The organism is Arthrobacter sp. AOP29-A2-19, assembly GCF_058138025.1.
The window spans coordinates 597,534-620,634 of sequence record NZ_CM176894.1 but is presented as its reverse complement, the minus strand read 5'-3'; the positions used below and the strand labels follow the sequence as shown (position 1 = coordinate 620,634).

At 65.9% G+C, this 23,101-nt stretch carries 25 protein-coding genes; 1 reads left to right on the top strand and 24 read right to left on the bottom strand.

Annotated features, from left to right (window positions below; translation table 11 throughout):
• Position 1: 1 nt before the first annotated feature.
• The 18 genes from rplF to AC3ZJJ_RS02780 all read right to left on the bottom strand — a co-directional run bounded on the left by rplF (position 2) and on the right by AC3ZJJ_RS02780 (position 9,143).
• A complete protein-coding gene (rplF, locus tag AC3ZJJ_RS02865) occupies positions 2 to 538 on the bottom strand; it encodes a 50S ribosomal protein L6 (RefSeq protein WP_489893756.1) in 537 nt (178 codons plus the stop codon).
• A gap of 19 nt (positions 539 to 557) precedes the next feature.
• The gene (gene rpsH / locus AC3ZJJ_RS02860; RefSeq protein ID WP_343900011.1) at positions 558 to 956 is read right to left on the bottom strand and encodes a 30S ribosomal protein S8; all 399 of its coding nucleotides are present in this window, start codon (positions 954 to 956) and stop codon (positions 558 to 560) included.
• 62 nt (positions 957 to 1,018) lie between these two features.
• Positions 1,019 to 1,588 (bottom strand): 50S ribosomal protein L5, encoded by a 570-nt coding sequence (rplE, locus tag AC3ZJJ_RS02855; protein WP_489893755.1) that lies wholly within the window; start codon positions 1,586 to 1,588, stop codon positions 1,019 to 1,021.
• Positions 1,588 to 1,950: a 50S ribosomal protein L24 gene (rplX, locus tag AC3ZJJ_RS02850; RefSeq protein ID WP_489893754.1), complete on the bottom strand. Its 363-nt coding sequence runs from the start codon at positions 1,948 to 1,950 to the stop codon at positions 1,588 to 1,590. Before rplX ends, rplE begins: the two co-directional genes overlap by 1 nt.
• 2 nt (positions 1,951 to 1,952) lie before the next feature.
• Positions 1,953 to 2,321 carry a 50S ribosomal protein L14 gene (gene rplN, locus AC3ZJJ_RS02845; RefSeq protein ID WP_373971202.1) on the bottom strand — a complete coding sequence of 123 codons (369 nt, stop codon included), beginning with the start codon at positions 2,319 to 2,321 and terminating at the stop codon, positions 1,953 to 1,955.
• Between the two features lie 338 nt (positions 2,322 to 2,659).
• Positions 2,660 to 2,950 (bottom strand): 30S ribosomal protein S17, encoded by a 291-nt coding sequence (gene rpsQ / locus AC3ZJJ_RS02840; protein ID WP_435728591.1) that lies wholly within the window; start codon positions 2,948 to 2,950, stop codon positions 2,660 to 2,662.
• Positions 2,950 to 3,279: a 50S ribosomal protein L29 gene (gene rpmC / locus AC3ZJJ_RS02835; protein ID WP_489893753.1), complete on the bottom strand. Its 330-nt coding sequence runs from the start codon at positions 3,277 to 3,279 to the stop codon at positions 2,950 to 2,952. Before rpmC ends, rpsQ begins: the two co-directional genes overlap by 1 nt.
• Before the next feature lie 3 nt (positions 3,280 to 3,282).
• Complete coding sequence (gene rplP / locus AC3ZJJ_RS02830) at positions 3,283 to 3,699, bottom strand: 50S ribosomal protein L16 (RefSeq protein ID WP_435728593.1); 417 nt, start codon at positions 3,697 to 3,699, stop codon at positions 3,283 to 3,285.
• The gene (gene rpsC, locus AC3ZJJ_RS02825; protein WP_489893752.1) at positions 3,700 to 4,530 is read right to left on the bottom strand and encodes a 30S ribosomal protein S3; all 831 of its coding nucleotides are present in this window, start codon (positions 4,528 to 4,530) and stop codon (positions 3,700 to 3,702) included. It lies immediately after the preceding gene.
• A gap of 1 nt (position 4,531) precedes the next feature.
• The gene (rplV, locus tag AC3ZJJ_RS02820; RefSeq protein WP_489893751.1) at positions 4,532 to 4,897 is read right to left on the bottom strand and encodes a 50S ribosomal protein L22; all 366 of its coding nucleotides are present in this window, start codon (positions 4,895 to 4,897) and stop codon (positions 4,532 to 4,534) included.
• A 56-nt stretch (positions 4,898 to 4,953) separates the two neighbouring features.
• Positions 4,954 to 5,235: a 30S ribosomal protein S19 gene (gene rpsS / locus AC3ZJJ_RS02815; protein ID WP_435728596.1), complete on the bottom strand. Its 282-nt coding sequence runs from the start codon at positions 5,233 to 5,235 to the stop codon at positions 4,954 to 4,956.
• A 12-nt stretch (positions 5,236 to 5,247) separates the two neighbouring features.
• Positions 5,248 to 6,087 (bottom strand): 50S ribosomal protein L2, encoded by an 840-nt coding sequence (gene rplB / locus AC3ZJJ_RS02810; RefSeq protein WP_435728597.1) that lies wholly within the window; start codon positions 6,085 to 6,087, stop codon positions 5,248 to 5,250.
• Positions 6,088 to 6,117: 30 nt separating this feature from the next.
• Entirely contained in the window at positions 6,118 to 6,423 is a 306-nt protein-coding gene (gene rplW, locus AC3ZJJ_RS02805; protein WP_489893750.1) for a 50S ribosomal protein L23, read from the bottom strand.
• Complete coding sequence (gene rplD / locus AC3ZJJ_RS02800) at positions 6,420 to 7,025, bottom strand: 50S ribosomal protein L4 (protein WP_489893749.1); 606 nt, start codon at positions 7,023 to 7,025, stop codon at positions 6,420 to 6,422. Before rplD ends, rplW begins: the two co-directional genes overlap by 4 nt.
• 1 nt (position 7,026) lies before the next feature.
• A complete protein-coding gene (gene rplC / locus AC3ZJJ_RS02795) occupies positions 7,027 to 7,680 on the bottom strand; it encodes a 50S ribosomal protein L3 (protein ID WP_489893748.1) in 654 nt (217 codons plus the stop codon).
• A gap of 18 nt (positions 7,681 to 7,698) precedes the next feature.
• The gene (gene rpsJ / locus AC3ZJJ_RS02790; RefSeq protein WP_003803825.1) at positions 7,699 to 8,007 is read right to left on the bottom strand and encodes a 30S ribosomal protein S10; all 309 of its coding nucleotides are present in this window, start codon (positions 8,005 to 8,007) and stop codon (positions 7,699 to 7,701) included.
• A gap of 390 nt (positions 8,008 to 8,397) precedes the next feature.
• Positions 8,398 to 8,823 carry a thermonuclease family protein gene (locus AC3ZJJ_RS02785; RefSeq protein ID WP_489893747.1) on the bottom strand — a complete coding sequence of 142 codons (426 nt, stop codon included), beginning with the start codon at positions 8,821 to 8,823 and terminating at the stop codon, positions 8,398 to 8,400.
• A gap of 185 nt (positions 8,824 to 9,008) precedes the next feature.
• Positions 9,009 to 9,143, bottom strand: coding sequence for a hypothetical protein (locus tag AC3ZJJ_RS02780; RefSeq protein ID WP_489893746.1), 135 nt, complete (start codon positions 9,141 to 9,143; stop codon positions 9,009 to 9,011).
• 115 nt (positions 9,144 to 9,258) lie between these two features.
• Here AC3ZJJ_RS02780 and AC3ZJJ_RS02775 point away from each other — a divergent pair, with 115 nt between their 5' ends.
• Complete coding sequence (locus AC3ZJJ_RS02775) at positions 9,259 to 9,639, top strand: VOC family protein (RefSeq protein WP_489893745.1); 381 nt, start codon at positions 9,259 to 9,261, stop codon at positions 9,637 to 9,639.
• A gap of 171 nt (positions 9,640 to 9,810) precedes the next feature.
• Here AC3ZJJ_RS02775 and AC3ZJJ_RS02770 read toward each other — a convergent pair whose 3' ends face one another.
• From AC3ZJJ_RS02770 to AC3ZJJ_RS02745, 6 genes are all read right to left on the bottom strand, one after another.
• On the bottom strand, positions 9,811 to 14,070 hold the full coding sequence (locus tag AC3ZJJ_RS02770) for a hypothetical protein (RefSeq protein WP_489893744.1): 4,260 nt from the start codon (positions 14,068 to 14,070) through the stop codon (positions 9,811 to 9,813).
• 149 nt (positions 14,071 to 14,219) lie between these two features.
• Positions 14,220 to 15,410: an elongation factor Tu gene (gene tuf, locus AC3ZJJ_RS02765; RefSeq protein WP_489893743.1), complete on the bottom strand. Its 1,191-nt coding sequence runs from the start codon at positions 15,408 to 15,410 to the stop codon at positions 14,220 to 14,222.
• A gap of 236 nt (positions 15,411 to 15,646) precedes the next feature.
• Positions 15,647 to 17,761: an elongation factor G gene (fusA, locus tag AC3ZJJ_RS02760; protein WP_489893742.1), complete on the bottom strand. Its 2,115-nt coding sequence runs from the start codon at positions 17,759 to 17,761 to the stop codon at positions 15,647 to 15,649.
• Between the two features lie 84 nt (positions 17,762 to 17,845).
• A complete protein-coding gene (gene rpsG / locus AC3ZJJ_RS02755) occupies positions 17,846 to 18,316 on the bottom strand; it encodes a 30S ribosomal protein S7 (protein ID WP_489893741.1) in 471 nt (156 codons plus the stop codon).
• Positions 18,316 to 18,690, bottom strand: coding sequence for a 30S ribosomal protein S12 (gene rpsL / locus AC3ZJJ_RS02750; protein ID WP_071894958.1), 375 nt, complete (start codon positions 18,688 to 18,690; stop codon positions 18,316 to 18,318). The genes rpsG and rpsL overlap by 1 nt, the downstream gene beginning before the upstream one ends.
• 411 nt (positions 18,691 to 19,101) lie before the next feature.
• On the bottom strand, positions 19,102 to 22,992 hold the full coding sequence (locus tag AC3ZJJ_RS02745; RefSeq protein WP_489893740.1) for a DNA-directed RNA polymerase subunit beta': 3,891 nt from the start codon (positions 22,990 to 22,992) through the stop codon (positions 19,102 to 19,104).
• Positions 22,993 to 23,101 lie beyond the last annotated feature (109 nt).

Below are 23,101 nucleotides of genomic sequence, written 5' to 3'. Positions count from 1 at the left end.
ATTACTTACCAGCCTTTCCGACCTTGCGGCGGATAACTTCGCCTTCGTAGCGGATGCCCTTGCCCTTATAGGGATCCGGCTTGCGGAGCTTGCGAATGTTGGCTGCAACTTCGCCAACCTGCTGCTTGCTGATACCGGCGACGACAACCTTGTTGGCGCCCTCGGTGGTCAGCGTGATGCCCTCCGGAGCCTCGACCGAGACCGGGTGGGAGTAGCCCAGGGCGAACTCGAGGTTCGATCCCTTCGCCACAACGCGGTAACCCGTGCCGTGGATTTCGAGCTTCTTGGTGTAGCCCTCGGTGACGCCCTGGATCATGTTGGAGATCAGGGTGCGGGTCAGACCGTGCAGCGAGCGCGAAGCGCGCTCGTCGTTCGGACGCGAGACGGTGAGGGTCGACTCCTCGAGTGCCACGGTGATCGGGCTGGCCACTGCGTGGGTCAGCTCCCCCTTGGAACCCTTGACGGAGACAACCGAGCCGTCGAGCTTGACCTCGACGCCGGCGGGGACGGTGATTGGAAGACGTCCAATACGTGACATGGTTTCCTCTCCCTTCCCGTTACCAGACGTAGGCGAGGACTTCCCCACCTACACCCTTCTTGGCGGCCTGGCGGTCGGTAAGCAGACCGGAGGACGTGGACAGGATGGCGATGCCGAGGCCCCCGAGGACGTGCGGCAGGTTGGTGGACTTCGCATACACGCGGAGTCCGGGCTTGGAAATGCGGCGGACGCCAGCGATCGAACGCTCGCGGCTCGGGCCGAACTTCAGGTTGATGGTCAGCTTCTTGCCTACCTCGGCGGCCTCTTCGACGAAGTCGCCGATGTAGCCTTCCGCCTTGAGGATCTGGGCAACGCGGACCTTCAGCTTCGAAGACGGCATCGACACGGTGTCGTGGTATGCCGAGTTAGCGTTGCGCAGACGAGTCAGCATATCTGCGACTGGATCTGTCATTGTCATGTGGGCTTCTGCCCTTCCTCGCTACGGTTTCCGCACGACGGCGGACCTGTAACGTAGTTGATCTAGTTGTCGGTCTTGAACGGGAAGCCCAGCGCCTTGAGCAGCGCGCGGCCTTCGTCGTCGGTCTTGGCGGTGGTCACCACAGTGATGTCCATGCCGCGGACGCGGTCGATCTTGTCCTGGTCGATCTCGTGGAACATGGACTGCTCCGTGAGGCCGAACGTGTAGTTGCCGTTGCCGTCGAACTGCTTGGGGCTCAGGCCCCGGAAGTCGCGGATACGGGGCAGGGCCAGCGTCACCAGGCGGTCGACGAATTCCCACATGCGATCGCCACGAAGCGTGGCGTGTGTGCCGATGGGCATTCCCTCGCGCAGCTTGAACTGGGCGATCGACTTGCGGGCCTTGGTCACCAACGGCTTCTGGCCGGTGATGGCGGTCAGGTCGCGCACGGCGCCTTCGATGAGCTTGGAGTCCTTGGCGGCCTCGCCGACACCCATGTTCACGACAACCTTCACCAGACCGGGGATCTGCATGACGTTGGCGTAGGAGAAGTCCGACTTCAGCGACTCGCGGATCTCGTCGTTGTACTTGGCCTTCAGGCGCGGCTGAATCTTCACAGCTGCTTCAGTCATTAGAGTGCCTTCCCGGAAGCCTTGGCGTAGCGCACGCGCACGGTCTTCTCGACGCCGTTCTTGGTCGCGGTCTCGACGCGGAAGCCAACGCGGGTCGGCTTCTTCGTCTCCGGATCAACGATCGCAACGTTGGACACGTGGATCGGGGCCTCGACAACCTCGATGCCGCCGGTCTTGGTGCCGCGCTCGGTCTGGCCGGCCTTGGTGTGCTTCGTGACGCGGTTGATGCCCTCGACGAGGACACGCTCCGACTCCTTGAACACCTTCAGGACCTTGCCCTGCTTGCCACGGTCGCCGCCGCGTTCCTGCTTGGCGCCGGTGATGACCTGAACCAGGTCGCCCTTCTTGATATTTGCACCCATGGTTACAGCACCTCCGGAGCCAGGGAAACGATCTTCATGAACTTCTTGTCGCGAAGCTCGCGTCCGACCGGGCCGAAGATACGGGTACCGCGCGGCTCGCCATCACCCTTGAGGATGACGGCAGCGTTCTCGTCGAACTTGATGTAGGAACCGTCGATGCGTCGACGTTCCTTCTTGGTGCGGACGATGACGGCCTTGACGACATCGCCCTTCTTGACGTTACCGCCAGGGATCGCATCCTTGACGGTGGCGACGATGACGTCGCCGATGCCTGCGTAGCGACGTCCGGATCCCCCGAGAACACGAATGGTAAGGATTTCCTTAGCACCGGTGTTGTCGGCGATCTTGAGTCGCGACTCCTGCTGAATCACTTTTAACTCCTGTCGTCTCGCTGGTTCTCTCTGGGAGCCTTGCGGAACGGATATGGTCCACCTCCGGCTGTCGCTTACCCCCACCTCCAAACGGTGCGGAACCAAGGGGTTCCGCGACTGCTGGGGAGGCAGGGCCGAGGCGATGCGCCGGAGAGCCGTGCCGCGCGCCGGCGGGGTTTGACCCGATCGCCGCGCACGAGTGCCTACATGCAAGGTGGATAGTCTCGACATGCAGAGCGCACAGAGCACTAAGTCTACGTTAAAAACGGCAGGACCCGAAATCCTGTGCTATGCACATTCCTTCGGGTCCTGCCGTGTACTACTGGGCTCCGGGAGGGCTACTTGGCCTTCTCGATGACCTCGACCAGGCGCCAGTTCTTGTCCTTGGACAAGGGGCGGGTCTCCGCGATGAGCACGAGGTCGCCGATGCCGGCGATTCCGTTCTCGTCGTGGGCCTTGATCTTCTTGTTGCGGCGCAGGACCTTGCCGTACAGGGCGTGCTTAACACGGTCCTCAACGTCGACAACAATGGTCTTCTGCATCTTGTCGGAAACCACGTACCCGCGGAGGGTCTTGCGGTCACCGCGAGCTTCGGTAGCTTCAGCCACTGCGTTCTCCTTCTCGGTCATTACTTGGCTTCCTCGGTCGCGTCAGCGGCTTCGGTCGCGGCGGCGTCGTCGGCCTTCTTCGAAGACTTCTTGGTCTTCTTGGTGGTCTCCTCGACCGGCACAACGACTTCCTGGCGAATGCCGAGCTCGCGTTCGCGCAGCACCGTGTAGATGCGGGCGATGTCGCGCTTGACAGTCTTCAGGCGGCCGTGGGACTCCAGCTGGCCGGTGGCCGACTGGAAGCGGAGGTTGAACAGCTCCTCCTTGGCCTTCTTCAGTTCCTCGACCAGGCGGCCGTTGTCGTAACCGTCGAGCTGCTCGGTTGCGAGATCCTTGGATCCGATTGCCATTCCCTATTCACCACCCTCACGACGCACGATGCGTGCCTTCAACGGAAGCTTGTGGATCGCCAGGCGCAATGCCTCGCGGGCCACTTCGTCAGTGACACCGGAGAGTTCGAAGAGAACCCGTCCCGGCTTCACGTTTGCAACCCACCACTCCGGCGAACCCTTACCGGAACCCATGCGGGTTTCGGCAGGCTTCTTGGTCAGCGGGCGGTCCGGATAAATGTTGATCCAGACCTTGCCGCCACGCTTGATGTGGCGGGTCATGGCGATACGAGCGGCCTCGATCTGGCGGTTCGTCACATAGGCCGGTGTAAGGGCCTGGATGCCGTACTCACCGAAGGAAACCGTGGTGCCGCCGGTCGCAGCGCCCGAGCGGGTCGGGTGGTGCTGCTTGCGGAACTTGACTCGGCGTGGGATAAGCATTTAAGCCTGTCCTCCTTCTGCGGCCGCCGCGGCCGGAGCCTCGGTCGCCGGAGCGGCCTCGGTTGCCGGAGCGCCGGTGGGGCGTTCGGTACGACGACGGCGGTCTCCGCCGGCTGCCGGCGGGCGTCCGCCGGTCGGGCGGTCGCCACGGCCACGTGCCGGAGCGGCTGCGGCCTGGGCCGCGAGCTCCTTGGCGGTCACGTCGCCCTTGTAGATCCAGACCTTCACGCCGATGCGGCCGAAGGTGGTCTTGGCTTCGAACTTGCCGTAGTCGATGTTCGCGCGGAGGGTGTGCAGCGGCACGCGGCCTTCGCGGTAGAACTCCTTACGGGACATTTCGGCGCCACCAAGGCGGCCCGCGCACTGGACACGGATGCCCTTGGCGCCGGCGCGCATTGCCGACTGCATGGCCTTCTTCATCGCGCGGCGGAAAGCCACGCGGGAAGCAAGCTGCTCGGCGATGCCCTGTGCAACAAGCTGGGCTTCGATCTCGGGGTTCTTGACCTCGAGGATGTTCAGCTGAACCTGCTTGCCGGTGAGCTTCTCCAGCTCGCCGCGGATGCGATCGGCCTCGGCGCCGCGGCGGCCGATGACGATGCCCGGGCGGGCCGTGTGGATGTCCACGCGGACGCGGTCACGGGTGCGCTCGATCTCGACCTTGGCGATGCCGGCGCGCTCCATGCCAACGGTCATAAGCTCGCGGATACGAACGTCCTCGCGGACGAAGTCCTTGTAGCGCTGACCGGGCTTGTTGCTGTCGGCGAACCAGTGCGAAACGTGGTCGGTGGTGATGCCGAGTCGGAACCCATTCGGGTTGACTTTCTGACCCATATTACTTTTCCCCACCCTTCTCCGGGGTTGCGACGACCACAGTGATGTGGCTGGTGCGCTTGTTGATGCGGAACGCGCGACCCTGGGCCCGCGGACGGAACCGCTTCATGGTCGCGCCCTCGTCGACAAACGCCTCGCTGATGAACAGCTCGTCATCGTTGAACGCGACACCGTCGCGGTCTGCGGCGACCCGGGCGTTTGCCACGGCCGACGCAACTACCTTGAATACCGGCTCCGAAGCTGCCTGTGGGGCAAACTTCAGAATCGCCAGAGCCTCATTCGCTTGCTTGCCACGAACAAGGTCGACGACGCGCCGGGCCTTCATAGGCGTTACGCGGATATGACGCGCAATTGCCTTGGCTTCCATTGCTTTCCTTCTCTCGTCTATCGAAGAAGTGCTAAGCACTCGTTAACCCTCGCGGGTTAGCGGCGCTTGCCCTTCTTGTCGTCCTTCACGTGGCTGCGGAAAGTCCGCGTCAGAGCGAATTCGCCGAGCTTGTGCCCGACCATCGACTCGGTGACAAACACCGGAATGTGCTTGCGGCCGTCGTGAACAGCGATCGTGTGTCCGAGCATGTCGGGCACGATCATCGAACGGCGGGACCACGTCTTGATGACGTTCTTGGTGCCCTTTTCGTTCTCAGCAGCGACCTTAAGGAACAGGTGCTGATCGACGAAGGGGCCTTTCTTCAGGCTGCGTGGCATGTCTCCAGGCTCCTATCGCTTGTTCTTGCCGGTACGACGGCGACGCACAATGAGCTTGTCGCTTTCCTTGTTCGCGAGGCGGGTACGGCCTTCGCGCTTGCCGTTGGGGTTGACCGGGTGTCGTCCACCGGAGGTCTTGCCCTCGCCACCACCGTGCGGGTGGTCGACCGGGTTCATGGCGACGCCACGGACGGTCGGGCGAACGCCCTTCCACCGCATGCGGCCGGCCTTGCCCCAGTTGATGTTCGACTGCTCGGCGTTGCCGACCTCGCCGATCGTTGCGCGGCAGCGGACGTCGACGTTGCGGATTTCACCGGACGGCAGACGAAGCTGGGCGAAGCGGCCCTCACGGGCAACCAGCTGCACGGAGGCACCAGCGGAACGGGCCATCTTGGCGCCGCCACCCGGACGCAGCTCCACGGCGTGGATAACGGTACCCACGGGGATGTTGCGCAGCGGCAGGTTGTTGCCAGGCTTGATGTCGGCGCCAGCGCCGGCCTCAATCTGGTCGCCCTGCTTGAGCTTGTTGGGGGCGATGATGTACCGCTTGGTGCCATCGATGTAGTGCAGCAGCGCAATGCGCGCCGTGCGGTTGGGGTCGTACTCGATGTGAGCGACCTTGGCGGGCACGCCGTCCTTGTCGTGGCGACGGAAGTCGATCAGACGGTAGGCGCGCTTGTGTCCACCACCCTTGTGGCGGGTGGTGATCTTGCCCGAGTTGTTGCGGCCGCCCGACTTGGTCAGGGGGCGAACCAGCGACTTCTCCGGCGTCGACCGGGTGATTTCTGCGAAGTCGGCGACGCTGGAGCCGCGAAGGCCCGGCGTAGTCGGCTTGTACTTACGGATTCCCATGTTTTATTTCCTCGTTAAAGTGGTCTCCGCTTAAGAAAGCGGACCGCCGAAGATGTCGATCGTGCCTTCTTTGAGGGAGACGATCGCACGCTTGGTAGCCTTGCGGGTTCCCCATCCGAATTTGGTCCGCTTGCGCTTACCGGCACGGTTGATGGTGTTGACGGAGTCAACCTTGACGGAGAAAATCTTCTCCACCGCCAGCTTGATCTCGGTCTTGTTGGAGCGCGGGTCGACCAGGAAGGTGTACTTGCCTTCGTCGATCAGTCCGTAGCTCTTTTCCGAAACGACGGGCGCGATGACCACGTCGTGCGGAGACTTGGTGAGGGCGGCGCTCACTTGGAGTCCTCCTTGTTGACCAGGTAATCGAAGGCGGCCTTGGTGAAGACGATCTCGTCGGAAACCAGAACATCGTAGGTGTTCAGCTGGTCAACGTAGATGACGTGGACGTCTTCGAGGTTGCGCACGGACAGTGCGGCAACGTCGTTGGCGCGCTCGATGACGACGAGCAGGTTCTTGCGCTCGGTGAGAGCGCGCAGGGTGGCCAAGGCCTCCTTGGTCGACGGCGTGGTGCCGGCAACCAGGGACTCGATCACGTGAATGCGATCGTGGCGGGCACGGTCCGAGAGGGCTCCGCGCAGCGCGGCGGCCTTCATCTTCTTCGGGGTCCGCTGGCTGTAGTCGCGCGGCGTCGGTCCGTGGACCACGCCACCGCCGGTCATGTGCGGAGCGCGGATCGAGCCCTGGCGGGCGCGTCCCGTGCCCTTCTGCTTGAACGGCTTGCGGCCGGCGCCCGAAACCTCGGCGCGGGTCTTGGTCTTGTGCGTACCCTGGCGGGCCGCGGCCAGCTGGGCCACAACAACCTGGTGCAGCAGCGGGACGTTGGTCTGAACGTCGAAGATCGCGGCGGGAAGCTCGACCTTCAGTGCAGAGATAGCCATGTTACTTTGCTCCCTTCACGGCGGTGCGTACGAGGACGACCTTGCCGCGGGCGCCGGGAACGGCACCCTTGATCAGCAGGAGGTTCTTCTCGGCGTCCACGGCGTGAACCGTGAGGTTCATCGTGGTGGTGCGCTCGGCGCCCATGCGGCCAGCCATGCGCAGGCCCTTGAAGACGCGGCCCGGGGTGGACGCGCCACCGATGGAACCCGGCTTGCGGTGGTTCTTGTGGGCGCCGTGCGAGGCGCCAACACCGTGGAAGCCGTGGCGCTTCATAACGCCGGCGAAGCCCTTACCCTTGGACTTGCCAACGACGTCGACCTTCTGGCCGGCCTCGAAGAGCTCGACGGTGAGTTCCTGGCCCAAGGCGTAGGAATCCGCGTCGGCGGTGCGCAGCTCGACCACGTGGCGGCGCGGGGTGACCCCCGCGGCCTCGAAGTGGCCGGCGAGCGGCTTGGTGACCTTGCGCGGGTCGATCTGGCCGAAGCCGATCTGAACGGCGGTGTAGCCGTCGCGGTCCGCATTGCGGAGCTGGGTCACAACGTTGGAGTCTGCCTGCACGACGGTGACGGGGATGAGCTTGTGGTTCTCGTCCCAGACCTGGGTCATGCCGAGCTTCGTGCCCAACAGGCCCTTGATGTTACGGGTTGCGGTCATAGTTTCTCAGCACCTCCCCTAGAGCTTGATTTCGATGTTGACGTCCGCCGGCAGGTCGAGGCGCATCAGCGAGTCGACTGCCTTCGGGGTCGGATCGATGATGTCGATCAGACGCTTGTGCGTGCGCATTTCGAAGTGCTCACGGCTGTCCTTGTACTTGTGGGGCGAACGGATAACGCAGTACACGTTCTTCTCCGTCGGCAGCGGCACTGGGCCGACTACGGTTGCGCCTGCGCGCGTGACCGTCTCAACGATCTTCCGGGCTGAAACGTCAATGACCTCGTGGTCATACGACTTCAGCCGGATGCGGATTTTCTGTCCCGCCATGGCGTCATGCCTCTTTCTCGATAGCACTCTTCACGTACATTTCATGTGCCCTACGGGTCCGTGCGGACCGGCACTCCCCGCACGGGCTGAATCCGGACGAATCCGGGTTCCTCACCCCGCCGAGGCTCCGACCCCCGCGGTCGGGCGTGTCGCGAATTATCCGCTGCACAATCCGAAAGAATTGGGGGTGGGCCGTTTTGGTCCTCACCGTTTCAGTCGTATCCGCCCCTGCCCCGGGCATTATCCCGGGCGGGACGCAATCTCGGTCGAAACCGGCCTTGACTCCGCTATCGGTGGACCGAGCGGCGAGCACAAGACATGGAGAGGCGCTTGAACAACTTGTCTAGTCTGGCAGATTCCGGGCCCAAACACCAATCGGGCCGGCGAATCCTAGCAGGAACCCCACATGCCGGCTCCATCGCTTCTGGCGGCCTCCTCCAAGGACGAAAGAAGCGTGAAATATGTGGTGTTCGGCTCGACGGCGATCGCCCGGGCCGCCCCCGCGGCCACCAGTTCGGCGGGCACCAGGCGCCCGTCGTCGGTCCAGAGGTTCAGGAGGACGCGGCCATAGCGGTCGAAGGGGTCCTCGTCCGGTAGTGCCCAAAGCGTCGAGCCGACCGGGGCCAGCCGACGAAGCGCGGCGACGGACTCCTGGCCGTGGCACTCCGCCGCTTTCCCAATCTCGGGGGCGTCTATGCCGACGATTCGGGTGCTCTCGCGTCCGACGGCGGATCGCCACTCCCCCAACGCGCCCTCCGTGGCCTCGGGCGCGGAGAGCCGGAGCGTGTCGCCGTCGTGCACCGAATGGACCCGCACGCGAACGGCGCCCTCGGGCCGTGCGGCCGACGCGCCGGCTCCCGACGCCCCGGCGTGCACCGCACCGGTCCCGGGTGCCCCTGACCGGAGCAACCCGGCGTCTTGCGCAACCCATACCCCCACGGCGGCGGCCACAACGAGGAGGAGGCCGACGGCGCGAGGGCCTCGTCGCCCACGGGGCACGCCTAGCGGCCGTCTCCGTTGGCGCGCTTGATGCGCCGTGCGCGGTCGATCTCGTGGCGGAAGTACTTCCGGCCCCACAGAACCCCCGACACGGCCGCGACTCCTACGCCCACTACAATCCACAGCAGAATTTCCATGGGTTCGAGCCTAGCGTGCGTGGCCTCATCTTCGCCCGCCGCAGCCCTACTCCGGGCCGCCCTCCGGCCCTAACCTTGAGGTGTCCGGAACACTGCGATTCAAGGAAGATGCGCCATGCTGAGCACCACCAGACTCACCGCGATTCTGCCCGTCAAGGACTTGGAGCGCGCGAAGGGGTTCTACCGCGACACGCTTGGGCTGGAGCCAACCACGAAGCTCGACGACGGCAGCCAGCTCTTCTCGAGCGACGGCACAACCGCGATCGAACTGATGGTGAAGCCCGACGTGGACACGTCGGACCACACGTCGCTCAGCTTTGAGGTGGACGACCTCGCCGAAGAGATTCAGCGGCTTGAGGCCGCCGGGGTGACGTTCGAGGACTACGACCTTCCCGGCCTCAAGACCGAGAACCACGTTGCCACCACAGACCACCACAAGGCCGCCTGGTTCACCGACACCGAGGGCAACATCCTCTGCCTGCATCAGACGGTCTAGCCCTGGCTTCAGGATCGCAGGCCGCGCTTCGGCGGGTTCACCCGTCCGGGGGCCCGAGACCGCGTCGGCGCGTTGTTTTATGCCCGGCGTTGACTCCTCACCCCGAGGTTGGTCCCGTACAGCGGGGTTGGTTCCGTGCCGACCGACGCTGTCCCGCCGTGCGGCATGCCGCTATGTTCTGCCGCCCCCGATCTTGCTCAGCCTCCAGACGGCAACACCGATGAGCGCGACGGCAAGGAGCAGCAGGAGTAGGAACGTGTAACCGCGCAAGTACCAGAGAACGGCCAACCCGACACCGGCAGCTCCCCACACCACAAAAAGCCTACGGTTGGACAAGAGACCAAACGCGAGCAGGGCCGCATGGCCGGTGAGAGTCCAGATCTGCCGCTCCGCACCGCCCACAAAGACGCTGGTGAGGCCGGACGCCGAGAGGAGCCCGGCCCCAACACAGAGGAACGCCGTGCCGCGGGCCCCTCTCCGCGCCAGGTAGTGGAACGCCGCGGCCAGGGCGAGGACAACCACCCAATACTGCACCGCCCAGAAGTACCCCGCTCCTCCGACGGTGACCCACCAGGCACGATGGAGGCAGGCGGCCACCACAACATACGCGGCCTCGGCCGGTATGGTCCTGCGGCCCGAGGGCCATTCGAACACGGCGGCCACGGCCGATGCGGCGATCGTCAACAGGCCGACGTACACCAGCGGCGCCGACTCCCCCTGCGCCGCCAGTCCGCCGAGGCCAATGTTGGCCAGGCCCCCGCCCGCGCAAACCACCGAATGCCCCGGCGTCCACCACTGCGGAACCCATTCGCCGCTGATCCAGCGCCTTCCGCCCGCCCGGACCGTTCCCGCCGCGTAGAGCACAGCGCCGGAGGCGACCTGGGTGGCGAGGAACACGACCGGCTCGAAGGACAGCGCGTCCGGACCAACCGGTTGCACGAAGTGCACCACCCCCGCATACACGGCGGCCGGCAAGGCCAGGGCCGTCCCCAGCAGCAGCCACGGGATCCCCGACGTGGCGGCGAAAACGGCGAAGCCCGCGCCAATCATGACCAGAACCGGCGCCTTCCAGCCGGGTTCCCCGACCGGGGCGACAGCCAGTGCGGCCGCAAGCAGGCCCGCTGCCGCCGCGCCACGCGGCCCCGTGTAGGCTGCCGCCGCCCTCGACCGGGAGCGGTTCCACGCTTCGGCCACAATGGCCGCGGCCGCCAACCCGACCAGCAGCAGCACCGCAGCGGGTAAGTTCCACAGGGGATCGGGGAGCCATCCGCCGTCACGGAGAGACAACGCACCGGACGGCACCACGGCAATTCCCCCGGCGGCCAGCGCCACCGCCAGAACGGTCCAGCGGCGGCCGGCGTGACCGCGGACCCCATCGCCGTGGCGCCACCACAGGGTCGCGAACACTCCGAGGCAGATGAGCTGGACCAGGAGGGAGGCCTGGTCCACCCCGGGTTCGTAGCCGGCCAGATAACCGAAGTCCGTGCCCGTGGGCGCCGCGTTGGCCGCACCGTAGGCAAAAGGCCCGGCGGTCAGGAGGCCGAAGGTCGCCCAACCCATCAGGGCGTGCAGGCCGATTCCGCCGTGCGCCGGCTTCCCTCGCTGGAGAACAAGCCGGGCCGACTGTCCGGCGGCCAGCGTCAGCGCCGCGATGGCCGCGGTGGCGTGCGCATCGGCGTCGTGGCGCCCGGCAAGGTGGAGCGCAAAAGCGGTGAGGAAGAGCTGCCCGCCCGCCGCATACACACCACGGACCCAGGGACGCCCCGGCGAGGCGCACCGCGCGGAGCAGTACGCCAGCCCCAGGACCAATACGGCCTCGACGCCCCATTCCGCCCGGAAGGTCCCGCCCAACGCGACGCCCCCGGCCAAACCCAGAACACCCGTGGCGTGAGCGGCCCCGCGAATCCGGCGGCCCCGGATTCCACGGGGCCCCTCCGGTGCGGGCAGGCCCCGGATGCCCAGCACAAGCGTCGCCGCGACAATGGCCACGGCAATCGTTGCGCCGAGCGCCCATTCACTGGGCCACGGGGCGATCAGCCATGCCCGCGGGCCCAACACCTGCCCCGACGTGCCGCTGACGCCTAGCGCGCCGGCACCTTCGCGGGCCGCGCCTCCGTCGACGGACAGAGCGCCGTCAGCAAGGAGGACCAGTGTCGCGGTCAGGCCCATCGCGACGCCCAGCGGCAGGAGGACGGCCTCGGACGCGGCGCTGAGGAGCCTTCTTTCCGGGGTGTTTCCGCCGCGCAACCGGATCGCCGCCACCACGGTATTGGCCAACCAGGCGACCGCATACGCCAGCAGCCAGGCGCGCAGGACCGCGCCGCCTATCGTGGCGGCTTCGGTTCCCGGCCCGCCGCCCGCCGCGCCATGCGACGCGGATCCGGGCACCGCCCAGCCGGACGCGGCCCAACCGGCGACGTTCGCCGCGGCCACGGGTAGGAGCACCCGGATCGCGACTCCCTGGGCAAGTTGCGGCTGGCCGGGCTCACCCCGGGTCCGCCCGGATGGGTCGACGCCGCTCCTGATCACCGCGGACGGACCGGTGTCTCCCCGCTTTGGCGCAGACGTGCCCGCCGTGCCCTGGACGACGCGGGAGGCCAGGCTCTCCGGCCATCCCAGTACTCCCATGCGGCGCCCGATGGCGCCCGCCGACTTCCGGCGCGCCGCCAGAACGCCCTCCAACGCAACCAACAAGACGATTGCCTGACGCCACGGTGAGGGATCCCAGGGTTCCAAGAGGACCGCCACTCCCCCGGCAATCGGGATCCAACCGTAGCGACCGCCCTCCCGCAGGGCCGCATGGGTCCCTACCACGGCCACCAGCAGAAGCGTCCAGTTGAAGGACCACCAGGGGTGGGCGGCGCCCAGCCCCGGGCCGCCGCCCATCAGCCGTTCGTTGCCGAACGCGGCGCACAGGACGCCGCCTGCGAAGAGAACCAGCCCCTCCCCGACGACGGTTTCCGGTCCGGTGGCCCATTGACGGCGAACGTTCCGAGGCTGATCCGTCCGTGCTTCGTTGGCTCGTGCCTCGCCTCCTCGTGCCTGATCGTTCCGTGATTCGACACGCGCAGCTGCCTCCCGGCTTCCGTGTTCGGCCAGCCAGCGCGCGTAGGGCACCTTCGCGAGGATGACGGCCGTGCCCTGTACCAGCAGCAGCACCGCGGCAGTCCGGGAAAGTCCGGCGGGGCCCGCGCCCAGTTCGGCGGCCAGCGCGACGGCGGCCATCACCGACGTCGCCCGCCAGGCGTACATGTTGGGGATGCGGTCCCGCCGGAGCCCGAACGCCGCCGCCGCCGCGTAGTAGGCCGTCGCGGCGAGGAACACCAGGACGTAATCGGTCGAAGCCAAGGTGCCAACCAGCAGCAACGCGACCAGCAGGGTGGAGGGCACCAGGTAGCGGTGGGCCGCTGTGAAGGCCACGACGTAGACGTTGGCGAGCCAGCGCGGCCGGGCGGAGGCCGCTAAGGTGGCGACGCCCGCCAGCAGGATCGTGAACATGAAGTACCAGACCAGGCCGCGGTTCAGGACCGCGCCTCCGGACCAGGCCGTGGAGACGAGGAACGTCAGCGACAGTGCCGCCAGCACCTTGCTCTGGAGACGAGCCGCGGCATGGACAAAGGCGGCCGTTCCGACGATCGACGTGGCGAACCAGGCCACGGGCGCGCCGACCGTCATCAGGAGATGCAGGGCCAAGCCCGCCACGGGTATCAGCGCCAGCCCCGTGCCGGTGAAGGCGACCGCCGCCGGCCGCAGTCGTTCGCTGTGCGTGTGCACCGCGAGACCGCCGACATAGAAGGTCGCCGTCAGGAGCAGCAGTCCCGCGAATTTCACGCCCGGCGGGAACGCAATTCCGATGAAGAGGGACGCGGCGGCCACCAACAGCATCGACGCGACGTACAGCGTGATGTTGATGTTGCGGAGCGTTCGGCGCTCCGGATCGACGGGTGCGGGGGCGGCGGGCCCGTGCGCCTCGGCGCCGTCCTTCGGCGGCGGCTCGACGGCGCGGTCGATTGGCCCGGCGCCGGCCGGTTCCCGCCGTAACGAAACCGGCACGGCGCGCGGCTCGGCGGTGCCGTCCTGTGCCGCCCCGCCTTGAACACGCATCGGCTCCAGGCCCCTCTCCGACGGAGCACGATCGCGTGGAGCGCCGTCCGGGAAGGACCGAGCCGGGGAAAAGAAGGTGGCCGCGGCCTCATACCCCTCTTGCCACGCCCGCGCCAAGGCCGCCCGATCGTCGGCCGCAACCGGGGAGGACGATCCGACGTCGGGAAAGAGCGGGCGAGGCTCGGGAACGGAAAGGGAGCGGCGAAGCGCGCGGCGCCCCGCCCACCATCCGATCAGCACGCCGAGTGCCACGAAAACCGCGGGAACCAACAACGCCAACAGCACCAGCTCCATGCGCGGGCCACTCCATTCGTGATAATTAGTCACGACACTAGCCATATTCCGCGATTTGCCCAAGCGCACGTGCGGGCATGTGGACAGGACATGCCCGGCGCCACCCCGGCAGAACGCGGAAGGACCCCGCTGCATAAGCAGCGGGGTCCTTCCGTTGGACCGTCAGGTCAGATCGTCAAAAACTACTTGATGATCTTGGTGACGCGGCCCGAGCCAACAGTGCGGCCGCCTTCGCGGATAGCGAAGCCGAGGCCCTCTTCCATGGCGATCGGCTGAATCAGCGCAACGGTCATCTCGGTGTTGTCACCGGGCATAACCATTTCCGTGCCCTCGGGCAGGGTGATAACGCCAGTCACGTCCGTCGTGCGGAAGTAGAACTGCGGGCGGTAGTTCGAGTAGAACGGGTTGTGGCGGCCGCCTTCATCCTTGGAGAGGATGTAGACGTTGGCCTCGAAATCGGTGTGCGGGGTGATGGAACCCGGCTTGACGATAACCTGGCCACGCTCCACGTCTTCGCGCTTGATGCCGCGAAGAAGCAGACCACAGTTCTCGCCGGCCCATGCCTCGTCGAGCTGCTTGTGGAACATCTCGATGCCGGTCACCGTGGTCTTCTGGACCGGGCGGATGCCAACGATCTCGACCTCGGAGTTGATCGGCAGGGTGCCACGCTCGGCGCGGCCCGTAACAACGGTGCCACGGCCGGTGATCGTGAAGACATCCTCGATCGGCATCAGGAACGGCTTGTCACGGTCGCGGATCGGGTCCGGAACGTGCTCGTCGACCGCGTCCATGAGCTCTTCGACGGACTTGACCCACTCCGGGTCGCCTTCGAGTGCCTTCAGGCCGGAGACGCGCACCACAGGTGCCTCGTCGCCGTCGAAGCCCTGGGCGGAGAGAAGTTCGCGAACTTCCATTTCCACGAGGTCCAGAAGCTCTTCGTCGTCGACCATGTCCGACTTGTTCAGCGCGACCAGCAGGTAGGGAACGCCAACCTGGCGGGCGAGCAGGACGTGCTCGCGGGTCTGAGCCATCGGGCCGTCGGTGGCGGCAACCACGAGGATCGCGCCGTCCATCTGTGCGGCACCGGTGATCATGTTCTTGATGTAGTCAGCGTGACCCGGGGCATCAACGTGCGCGTAGTGGCGCTTCTCCGTCTGGTACTCAATGTGGGAGATGTTGATGGTGATGCCGCGCTGGCGCTCTTCCGGGGCGGAGTCGATAGCCGCGAAATCGCGCTTTTCGTTGAGATCGGGGTACTTGTCAGCAAGCACCTTGGAAATGGCAGCGGTCAACGTCGTCTTGCCATGGTCAACGTGACCAATGGTGCCGATGTTGACGTGCGGCTTAGTCCGCTCGAACTTTGCCTTCGCCACAGGTTCCTCCTAGAACGTATACAGAAGACTTACCCCGCCCACGCGGTTCGTGGGCGAAACTCATGCAAGTCTACTGTGGGCTGGTATTTTTCCTGAAATTGCGGTTTCCGTCAGGCCCCGCTATCGGGCCCCTCAGTCTGCCACGTGGAGGCCGGCCGTCCGGCTGGCGGCCAGCCGGCCTCCACGGTGCCGTTCCCCCGGATGACCGGGATCGCGGCAAGTTGTTGTCGAGGCGACTACTCGCCGCGGTTCTTCTGGATGATCTCCTCGGCGACAGCCTTGGGGACCTCCTGGTAGCTCTCGAACTTCATCGAGTACACGGCGCGGCCCTGCGTCTTGGAACGCAGGTCGCCGATGTAGCCGAACATCTCCGACAGCGGCACGGAGGCCTTGATGACCTTCACGCCGGCGGCGTCCTCCATGGACTGGATCTGGCCGCGGCGGGAGTTCAGGTCGCCGATGACGTCGCCCATGTACTCCTCGGGAGTACGGACCTCAACGGCCATCAGCGGCTCAAGGATGATCGGGGTGGCGCGGCGTGCGCCCTCCTTGAACACCTGCGAGCCGGCGATCTTGAACGCCATTTCGGACGAGTCGACGTCGTGGTAGGCGCCGTCGAGCAGTGTCGCCTTGACGCCCACCATCGGGTAGCCGGCCAGGATGCCGAACTGCATCGCAGCCTGGATTCCCGCGTCGACCGAGGGGATGTACTCGCGCGGAATGCGGCCACCGGAGACGGCATTCACGAACTCGTACGTGGCGCCGTCGGTCGTGTCGAGCGGCTCGAAAGCCATCTGGACCTTGGCGAACTGGCCGGATCCACCCGTCTGCTTCTTGTGGGTGAAGTCGACCTTGTCGACCTTCTTCTTGATCGTCTCGCGGTAGGCCACCTGCGGCTTGCCGACGTTGGCCTCGACGCGGAACTCGCGGCGCATGCGGTCCACCAGGATGTCCAGGTGGAGTTCGCCCATGCCGCCGATCTCGGTCTGGCCAGTGTCCTCGTTGAGGGAGACGGTGAAGGTCGGGTCCTCGGCGGAGAGCTTCTGGATGGCCGTGGAGAGCTTCTCCTGGTCACCCTTGGTCTTCGGCTCGATGGCCACGAAGATCACCGGATCCGGGAAGGACATGGACTCGAGGACGATCGGGGCGTCGACCGCGCACAGCGTGTCGCCCGTGGTGGTGTCCTTGAGGCCGATGGCCGCGTAGATGTGGCCCGCGTAGGCCTCGTCCACGGGGTTCTCCTTGTTGGCGTGCATCTGGAAGAGCTTTCCGATGCGCTCCTTCTTGCCCTTGGTGGAGTTGATCACCTGGAGGCCGGAGGACGCCTTGCCGGAGTACACGCGGATGAACGTGAGCTGCCCGAAGAACGGGTGCGACGCGATCTTGAAGGCCAGGGCCGAGAACGGCTCGTCGGAGGAGGGCGCGCGGGTGAGCTCGATCTCCTCGTTCTTCGGATCGTGGCCGATCATCGGCGGAACGTCCAGCGGGGACGGCAGGTAGTCGATGACGGCGTCAAGCATCGGCTGGACGCCGCGGTTCTTGAACGCGGAGCCACAGAACACCGGGTAGGCGCTGGAACCGATGACCATCTTGCGGATGCCGGCCTTGAGTTCCGCGATCGTGGGCTCTTCGCCCTCGAGGAACTTCTCCATCAGCTCGTCGGAGGACTCGGCAACGGCCTCGACCAGCTGGGCGCGGTACTCGACGGCCTTTTCCTTGAGGTCCTCGGGGATCTCCTGGATTTCGTAGGCGGCACCCATGGTGACGTCGCCCTTGGAGTCGCCGGGCCACACGAGGGCGCGCATCTCGATGAGGTCGACGACGCCGACGAAGTCGTTCTCGGAGCCGATCGGCAGCTGCATGACCAGCGGCTTGGCACCGAGGCGCTTGATGATGGTGTCCACGGTGAAGTAGAAGTCGGCGCCCAGCTTGTCCATCTTGTTGACGAAACAGATGCGGGGCACGTCGTACTTGTCCGCCTGGCGCCAGACGGTCTCCGACTGCGGCTCGACGCCTTCCTTGCCATCGAAGACGGCAACGGCGCCGTCGAGCACACGCAGGGAGCGCTCGACCTCCACCGTGAAGTCAACGTGGCCGGGGGTGTCGATGATGTTGATCTGGTTGTTGTTCCAGAAGGAGGTCACGGCGGCGGACGTGATCGTGATGCCGCGTTCCTTCTCCTGCTCCATCCAGTCGGTCGTCGAAGCGCCGTCGTGCGTCTCGCCGATCTTGTGGTTCACACCCGTGTAGAACAGGATGCGCTCCGTTGTGGTGGTCTTACCGGCATCGATGTGCGCCATGATGCCGATGTTCCGGACCTTCTTGAGGTCGGTGAGCACGTCCAGTGCCACGGTGTCTCCCTTATGTCTGTTGATCCAGTGCGACGGCGGCCGCTCCGCCTTGGCAAGGCGGCCGCCGTCGTACGGAAATCACGGTTACCAGCGGTAGTGGGCGAATGCCTTGTTGGATTCGGCCATCTTGTGCGTGTCTTCGCGACGCTTCACAGCGGCACCCAGACCGTTCGAGGCATCCAGGATCTCGTTCTGCAGACGATCGATCATGGTCTTCTCGCGACGTGCCTTGGAGTAGCCAACGAGCCAGCGAAGGGCCAGCGCGGTGGAGCGGCCCGGCTTGACCTCGACCGGGACCTGGTAGGTGGCGCCACCGACGCGGCGGGAGCGGACCTCGAGGGCCGGGCGGACGTTGTCCATGGCCTTCTTGAGGGTGGCAACCGGGTCGCTGCCGGTCTTCGCCAGTGCGCCCTCGAGGGCACCGTAGACGATGCGCTCGGCGGTGGACTTCTTGCCGTCGACCAGGACCTTGTTGATCAACTGGGTGACCAGCGGGGATCCGTAGACCGGATCGGAAACGAGAGGGCGCTTGGGCGCCGGACCCTTACGAGGCATTACTTCTTCTCCTTCTTGGCGCCGTAGCGGGAGCGTGCCTGCTGACGGTTCTTAACACCCTGGGTGTCGAGGGCTCCACGGACGATCTTGTAGCGGACACCCGGGAGGTCCTTCACGCGGCCGCCGCGGACGAGCACGATGGAGTGCTCCTGCAGGTTGTGGCCGACGCCCGGAATGTATGCGGTGACCTCGATGCCACCGGCGAGGCGAACACGGGCGACCTTACGGAGCGCGGAGTTCGGCTTCTTCGGGGTGGTGGTGTACACACGGGTGCACACGCCACGGCGCATGGGGTTGCCCTTCAGGGCAGGGGCCTTGGTCTTGTTGACCTTCGGCGAGCGGCCCTTGCGGACCAGCTGCTGAATAGTAGGCACTTTCGTGTCCTCCGGTTTCTTGGTTCTGCCGCGCCCTCTGCCGCTCTGCTGGCCGGGGCGTTGCGCTTTTGGTCGTTTTCCTCGCATCGTCTGCGGAATCGACCGTAGGCGTGCAAAAGTGTGGCATCTGTTGCGCAAGTTCCCCGCAACCCGGACCGTGTCCATTTGCCACACATAAAACAATTACTAATACCTTAGCACGCAGGGCCCTGCGCTCCGAATTGGGCTGCCGCACCGCCGCTCCCCCGCCGTGCGCGAACTCGCTGCCGCCGCTCCTCACGGCCGCCGGGCCCGAGATCCGGAACCCGCCGGCCGAAGCCCGCCGTTAAGCGGGCCGTGGCCGGCACCCCCTTGCGGGAGTGCCGGCCACGGCGTGTCGGTTCGGGCCCCGGATGCTACCGGGGACCGGACCTAGCGGAAGTCGCTTCCGAGGTCGTAGTCATCCATCGGGATGGCGTGGAACTCCGGGGACATCCCCGGCTCGACACCTTCGTAGTCGAAGCCGGTGAACGCGCTGGGACCGGTGAAGAGGTTGGCCTTGGCCTCCTCCGTCGGGTCCACGTTGACCTGGGTGTAGCGGTCCAGGCCGGTGCCGGCCGGGATCAGCTTACCGATGATCACGTTCTCCTTCAGACCCAGCAACGGATCCGACTTGCCCTCCATGGCCGCCTGCGTCAGGACGCGGGTGGTCTCCTGGAAGGATGCCGCCGAGAGCCAGGAGTCCGTGGCCAGCGAGGCCTTGGTGATTCCCATCAGCTCGTCGCGGCCGGACGCGGGCTGCTTGCCCTCGGACACGGCCTTGCGGTTCTCGTTGGTGAAGCGGGCGCGCTCGGCCAGCTCGCCCGGCAGCAAGCCGGTCTCGCCGGACTCGATGACCGTGATGCGGCGAAGCATCTGGCGAACGATGACTTCCACGTGCTTGTCGTGGATGCCCACACCCTGGGACTGGTAGACCTCCTGGACTTCGCGGACCAGGAACTTCTGGGCCTCGCGGGGTCCGAGGACACGCAGTACCTGCTTCGGGTCGATGGCGCCGGAGACCAGCTGCTGGCCGACCGCCACGCTGTCGCCGTCGGCGACGAGCATGCGCGCACGGCGCAGCACCGGGTAGGCGATCTCTTCCGAGCCGTCGTCCGGGGTCACCACGATGCGCAGCTGCTTCTCCGCGTCCTCGATGGTGATGCGGCCGGCGACCTCGGAGATCGGGGCGACACCCTTCGGGGTACGCGCCTCGAAGAGCTCCTGGATACGGGGCAGACCCTGGGTGATGTCCTCCGCGGAGGCGACACCACCCGTGTGGAAGGTACGCATGGTCAGCTGCGTCCCGGGCTCGCCGATGGACTGTGCGGCGATGATGCCTACGGCCTCGCCGATGTCCACGGTCTTGCCCGTGGCCAGGGAGCGGCCGTAGCACAGCGCGCACGTTCCGACGACGGACTCGCAGGTCAGCACCGAGCGGACCTTGATCTCGGACACGCCGGCGTTGAAGAGCTCGTCGATGAGGACGTCTCCCACGTCGGAGCCGGCCGGGGCCAGCACCTTGCCGTCGGCGCCGAGGACGTCGGTCGCCAGCGTGCGGGTGTACGCCGAGTTCTCGACGGTCTCGTGCATCCGCACGGTGCCCATCTCGTCGACCGAGGCGATCGGCACGGTCAGGCCGCGCTCGGTGCCGCAGTCGGACTCGCGGACGATGACGTCCTGCGAGACGTCCACCAGACGACGGGTCAGGTAACCCGAGTTGGCGGTCTTCAGCGCGGTGTCCGCGAGGCCCTTGCGGGCGCCGTGGGTTGCGATGAAGTACTCGAGAACGGACAGGCCCTCGCGGTACGAGGACTTGATCGGACGCGGGATGATCTCGCCCTTGGGGTTGGACACGAGGCCACGGATACCGGCGATCTGACGCAGCTGCAGCCAGTTGCCTCGGGCCTTGGAGGTCACCATGCGGTTGATGGTGTTCAGTTCCTCCATGCCGGCGCGCATGGCCTCGGCCACCTCGTCGGTCGCCTTGTTCCAGATGTCGATGAGCTCCGTGCGGCGCTCCTCGTCGGCGATGAGGCCCTTGTCGTACTGCGCCTGCACCTTGAGTGCCTGCTCCTCGTACGGCGCCAGGATCGCGGCCTTGTCCATGTTCGACGTGATGTCGGAGATGGCCACGGTCACGCCCGAGCGGGTCGCCCAGCTGAAGCCGGCGTCCTTCAGGTTGTCCAGCGTCGCGGCGGTGACGACCTTCGGGTAGCGCTCGGCGAGATCGTTGACGATCTCGGAGAGCGTGTCCTTGCCGGCCACACGCTCGACCCACGGGTAGTCGGCGGGCAGGGTCTCGTTGAAGAGGACCTGACCGATCGACGTCTCGATGAGCGCGGGGGCGCCTTCTTCCCAGCCTTCGGGAGCCGGCATCTCGGCGGACGGAACGAAGCCCTCGACGCGGATCTTGACGACCGAATTGAGGTGGAGAACGCCAGCGTCCAGGGCCATGATGGCCTCGGAGGGGGTCGAGAACACGCGGCCCTCGCCCTTCTCTCCGGGGCGCTTCGTGGTCAGGTGGTGCAGACCGATGATCATGTCCTGGGAGGGCAGGGTCACCGGGCGGCCGTCGGAGGGCTTCAGGATGTTGTGCGAGGACAGCATCAGGATGCGGGCCTCGGCCTGGGCCTCCGGCGACAGCGGCAGGTGCACAGCCATCTGGTCGCCGTCGAAGTCGGCGTTGAACGCGGCGCAGACCAGCGGGTGGAGCTGGAGCGCCTTGCCCTCGACGAGCTGCGGCTCGAACGCCTGGATGCCGAGGCGGTGCAGGGTGGGTGCGCGGTTCAGCAGCACCGGGTGCTCGGTGATGATTTCCTCGAGCACGTCCCAGACCTGCGGGCGGTAGCGCTCGACCATCCGCTTGGCGCTCTTGATGTTCTGCGCGTGGTTGAGGTCAACCAAGCGCTTCATCACGAAGGGCTTGAAGAGCTCCAGGGCCATCTGCTTGGGCAGACCACACTGGTGCAGCTTCAGCTGCGGGCCGACGACGATGACCGAACGGCCAGAGTAGTCGACGCGCTTGCCGAGCAGGTTCTGGCGGAACCGGCCCTGCTTGCCCTTGAGCATGTCGGAGAGCGACTTCAGCGGGCGGTTGCCCGGTCCGGTGACCGGACGGCCGCGGCGGCCGTTGTCGAACAGCGAGTCGACCGCTTCCTGGAGCATGCGCTTTTCGTTGTTGACGATGATCTCGGGCGCACCGAGGTCGAGCAGGCGCTTCAGGCGGTTGTTGCGGTTGATCACGCGGCGGTAGAGGTCGTTGAGGTCGGAGGTCGCGAAGCGGCCACCGTCCAGCTGGACCATCGGGCGCAGCTCCGGCGGGATCACCGGGACGGCGTCCAGCACCATGCCCAGGGGGCTGTTGGTGGTGGTCAGGAACGCATTGACGACCTTCAGGCGCTTCAGGGCACGCGTCTTGCGCTGGCCCTTGCCGTTCTTGATGATGTCGCGCAGCAGCTCCGCCTCGGCCTCCATGTCGAAAGTCTCGAGGCGCTTCTTGATCGCCTCGGCACCCATGGAGCCCTCGAAGAACAGTCCGTACTTCTCGCGCAGCTGGCGGAACAGGCCCTCGTCGCCCTCGAGGTCCGCGACCTTCAGGTTCTTGAACCGGTCCCAGACCTGCTCGAGGCGCTCGATCTCGGCGTCGGCGCGCTTGCGCACCTGGGCCATGGTCTTGTCCGCGAAGTCGCGGGCCTTCTTCTTCTCGGCCGCCTTCGCACCGTCGGCCTCGAGCTTGGCGAGGTCGTTCTCCAGGTCGCGGGCAATCGCGGCGATGTCGGAGTCGCGGTTGTCGACGAGCGTCTTGCGCTGCAGGTCGTGCTGCGCCTGCAGGTTCGGGAGCTCCGCGTGGCGGCGGTCCTCGTCGACGGACGTGATCATGTAGGCGGCGAAGTAGATGACCTTCTCGAGGTCCTTCGGTGCCAGGTCAAGCAGGTAGCCCAAGCGCGACGGAACGCCCTTGAAGTACCAGATGTGGGTCACGGGCGCGGCCAGTTCGATGTGGCCCATCCGCTCGCGGCGCACCTTGGCGCGCGTCACCTCGACGCCGCAGCGCTCGCAGATGATGCCCTTGAAGCGCACGCGCTTGTACTTGCCGCAGTAGCACTCCCAGTCGCGGGAAGGGCCGAAGATCTTCTCGCAGAAGAGTCCGTCCTTCTCCGGCTTGAGGGTGCGGTAGTTGATGGTTTCCGGCTTCTTAACCTCGCCGTAGCTCCATCCGCGGATCTCTTCCGCGGTTGCGAGGCCAATGCGCATAAGGCCGAATGAGGATTCGCTGGACATATGGTCCCTGTCTCTCTCGTCTGATTCTTAGAAGAAGTCTGTGCTGGGGCGGACGCTGGTCCGTCCCGGTGGTCTAGTACGTGTCCGGAGGGACGGCGGGGTGCCGGGC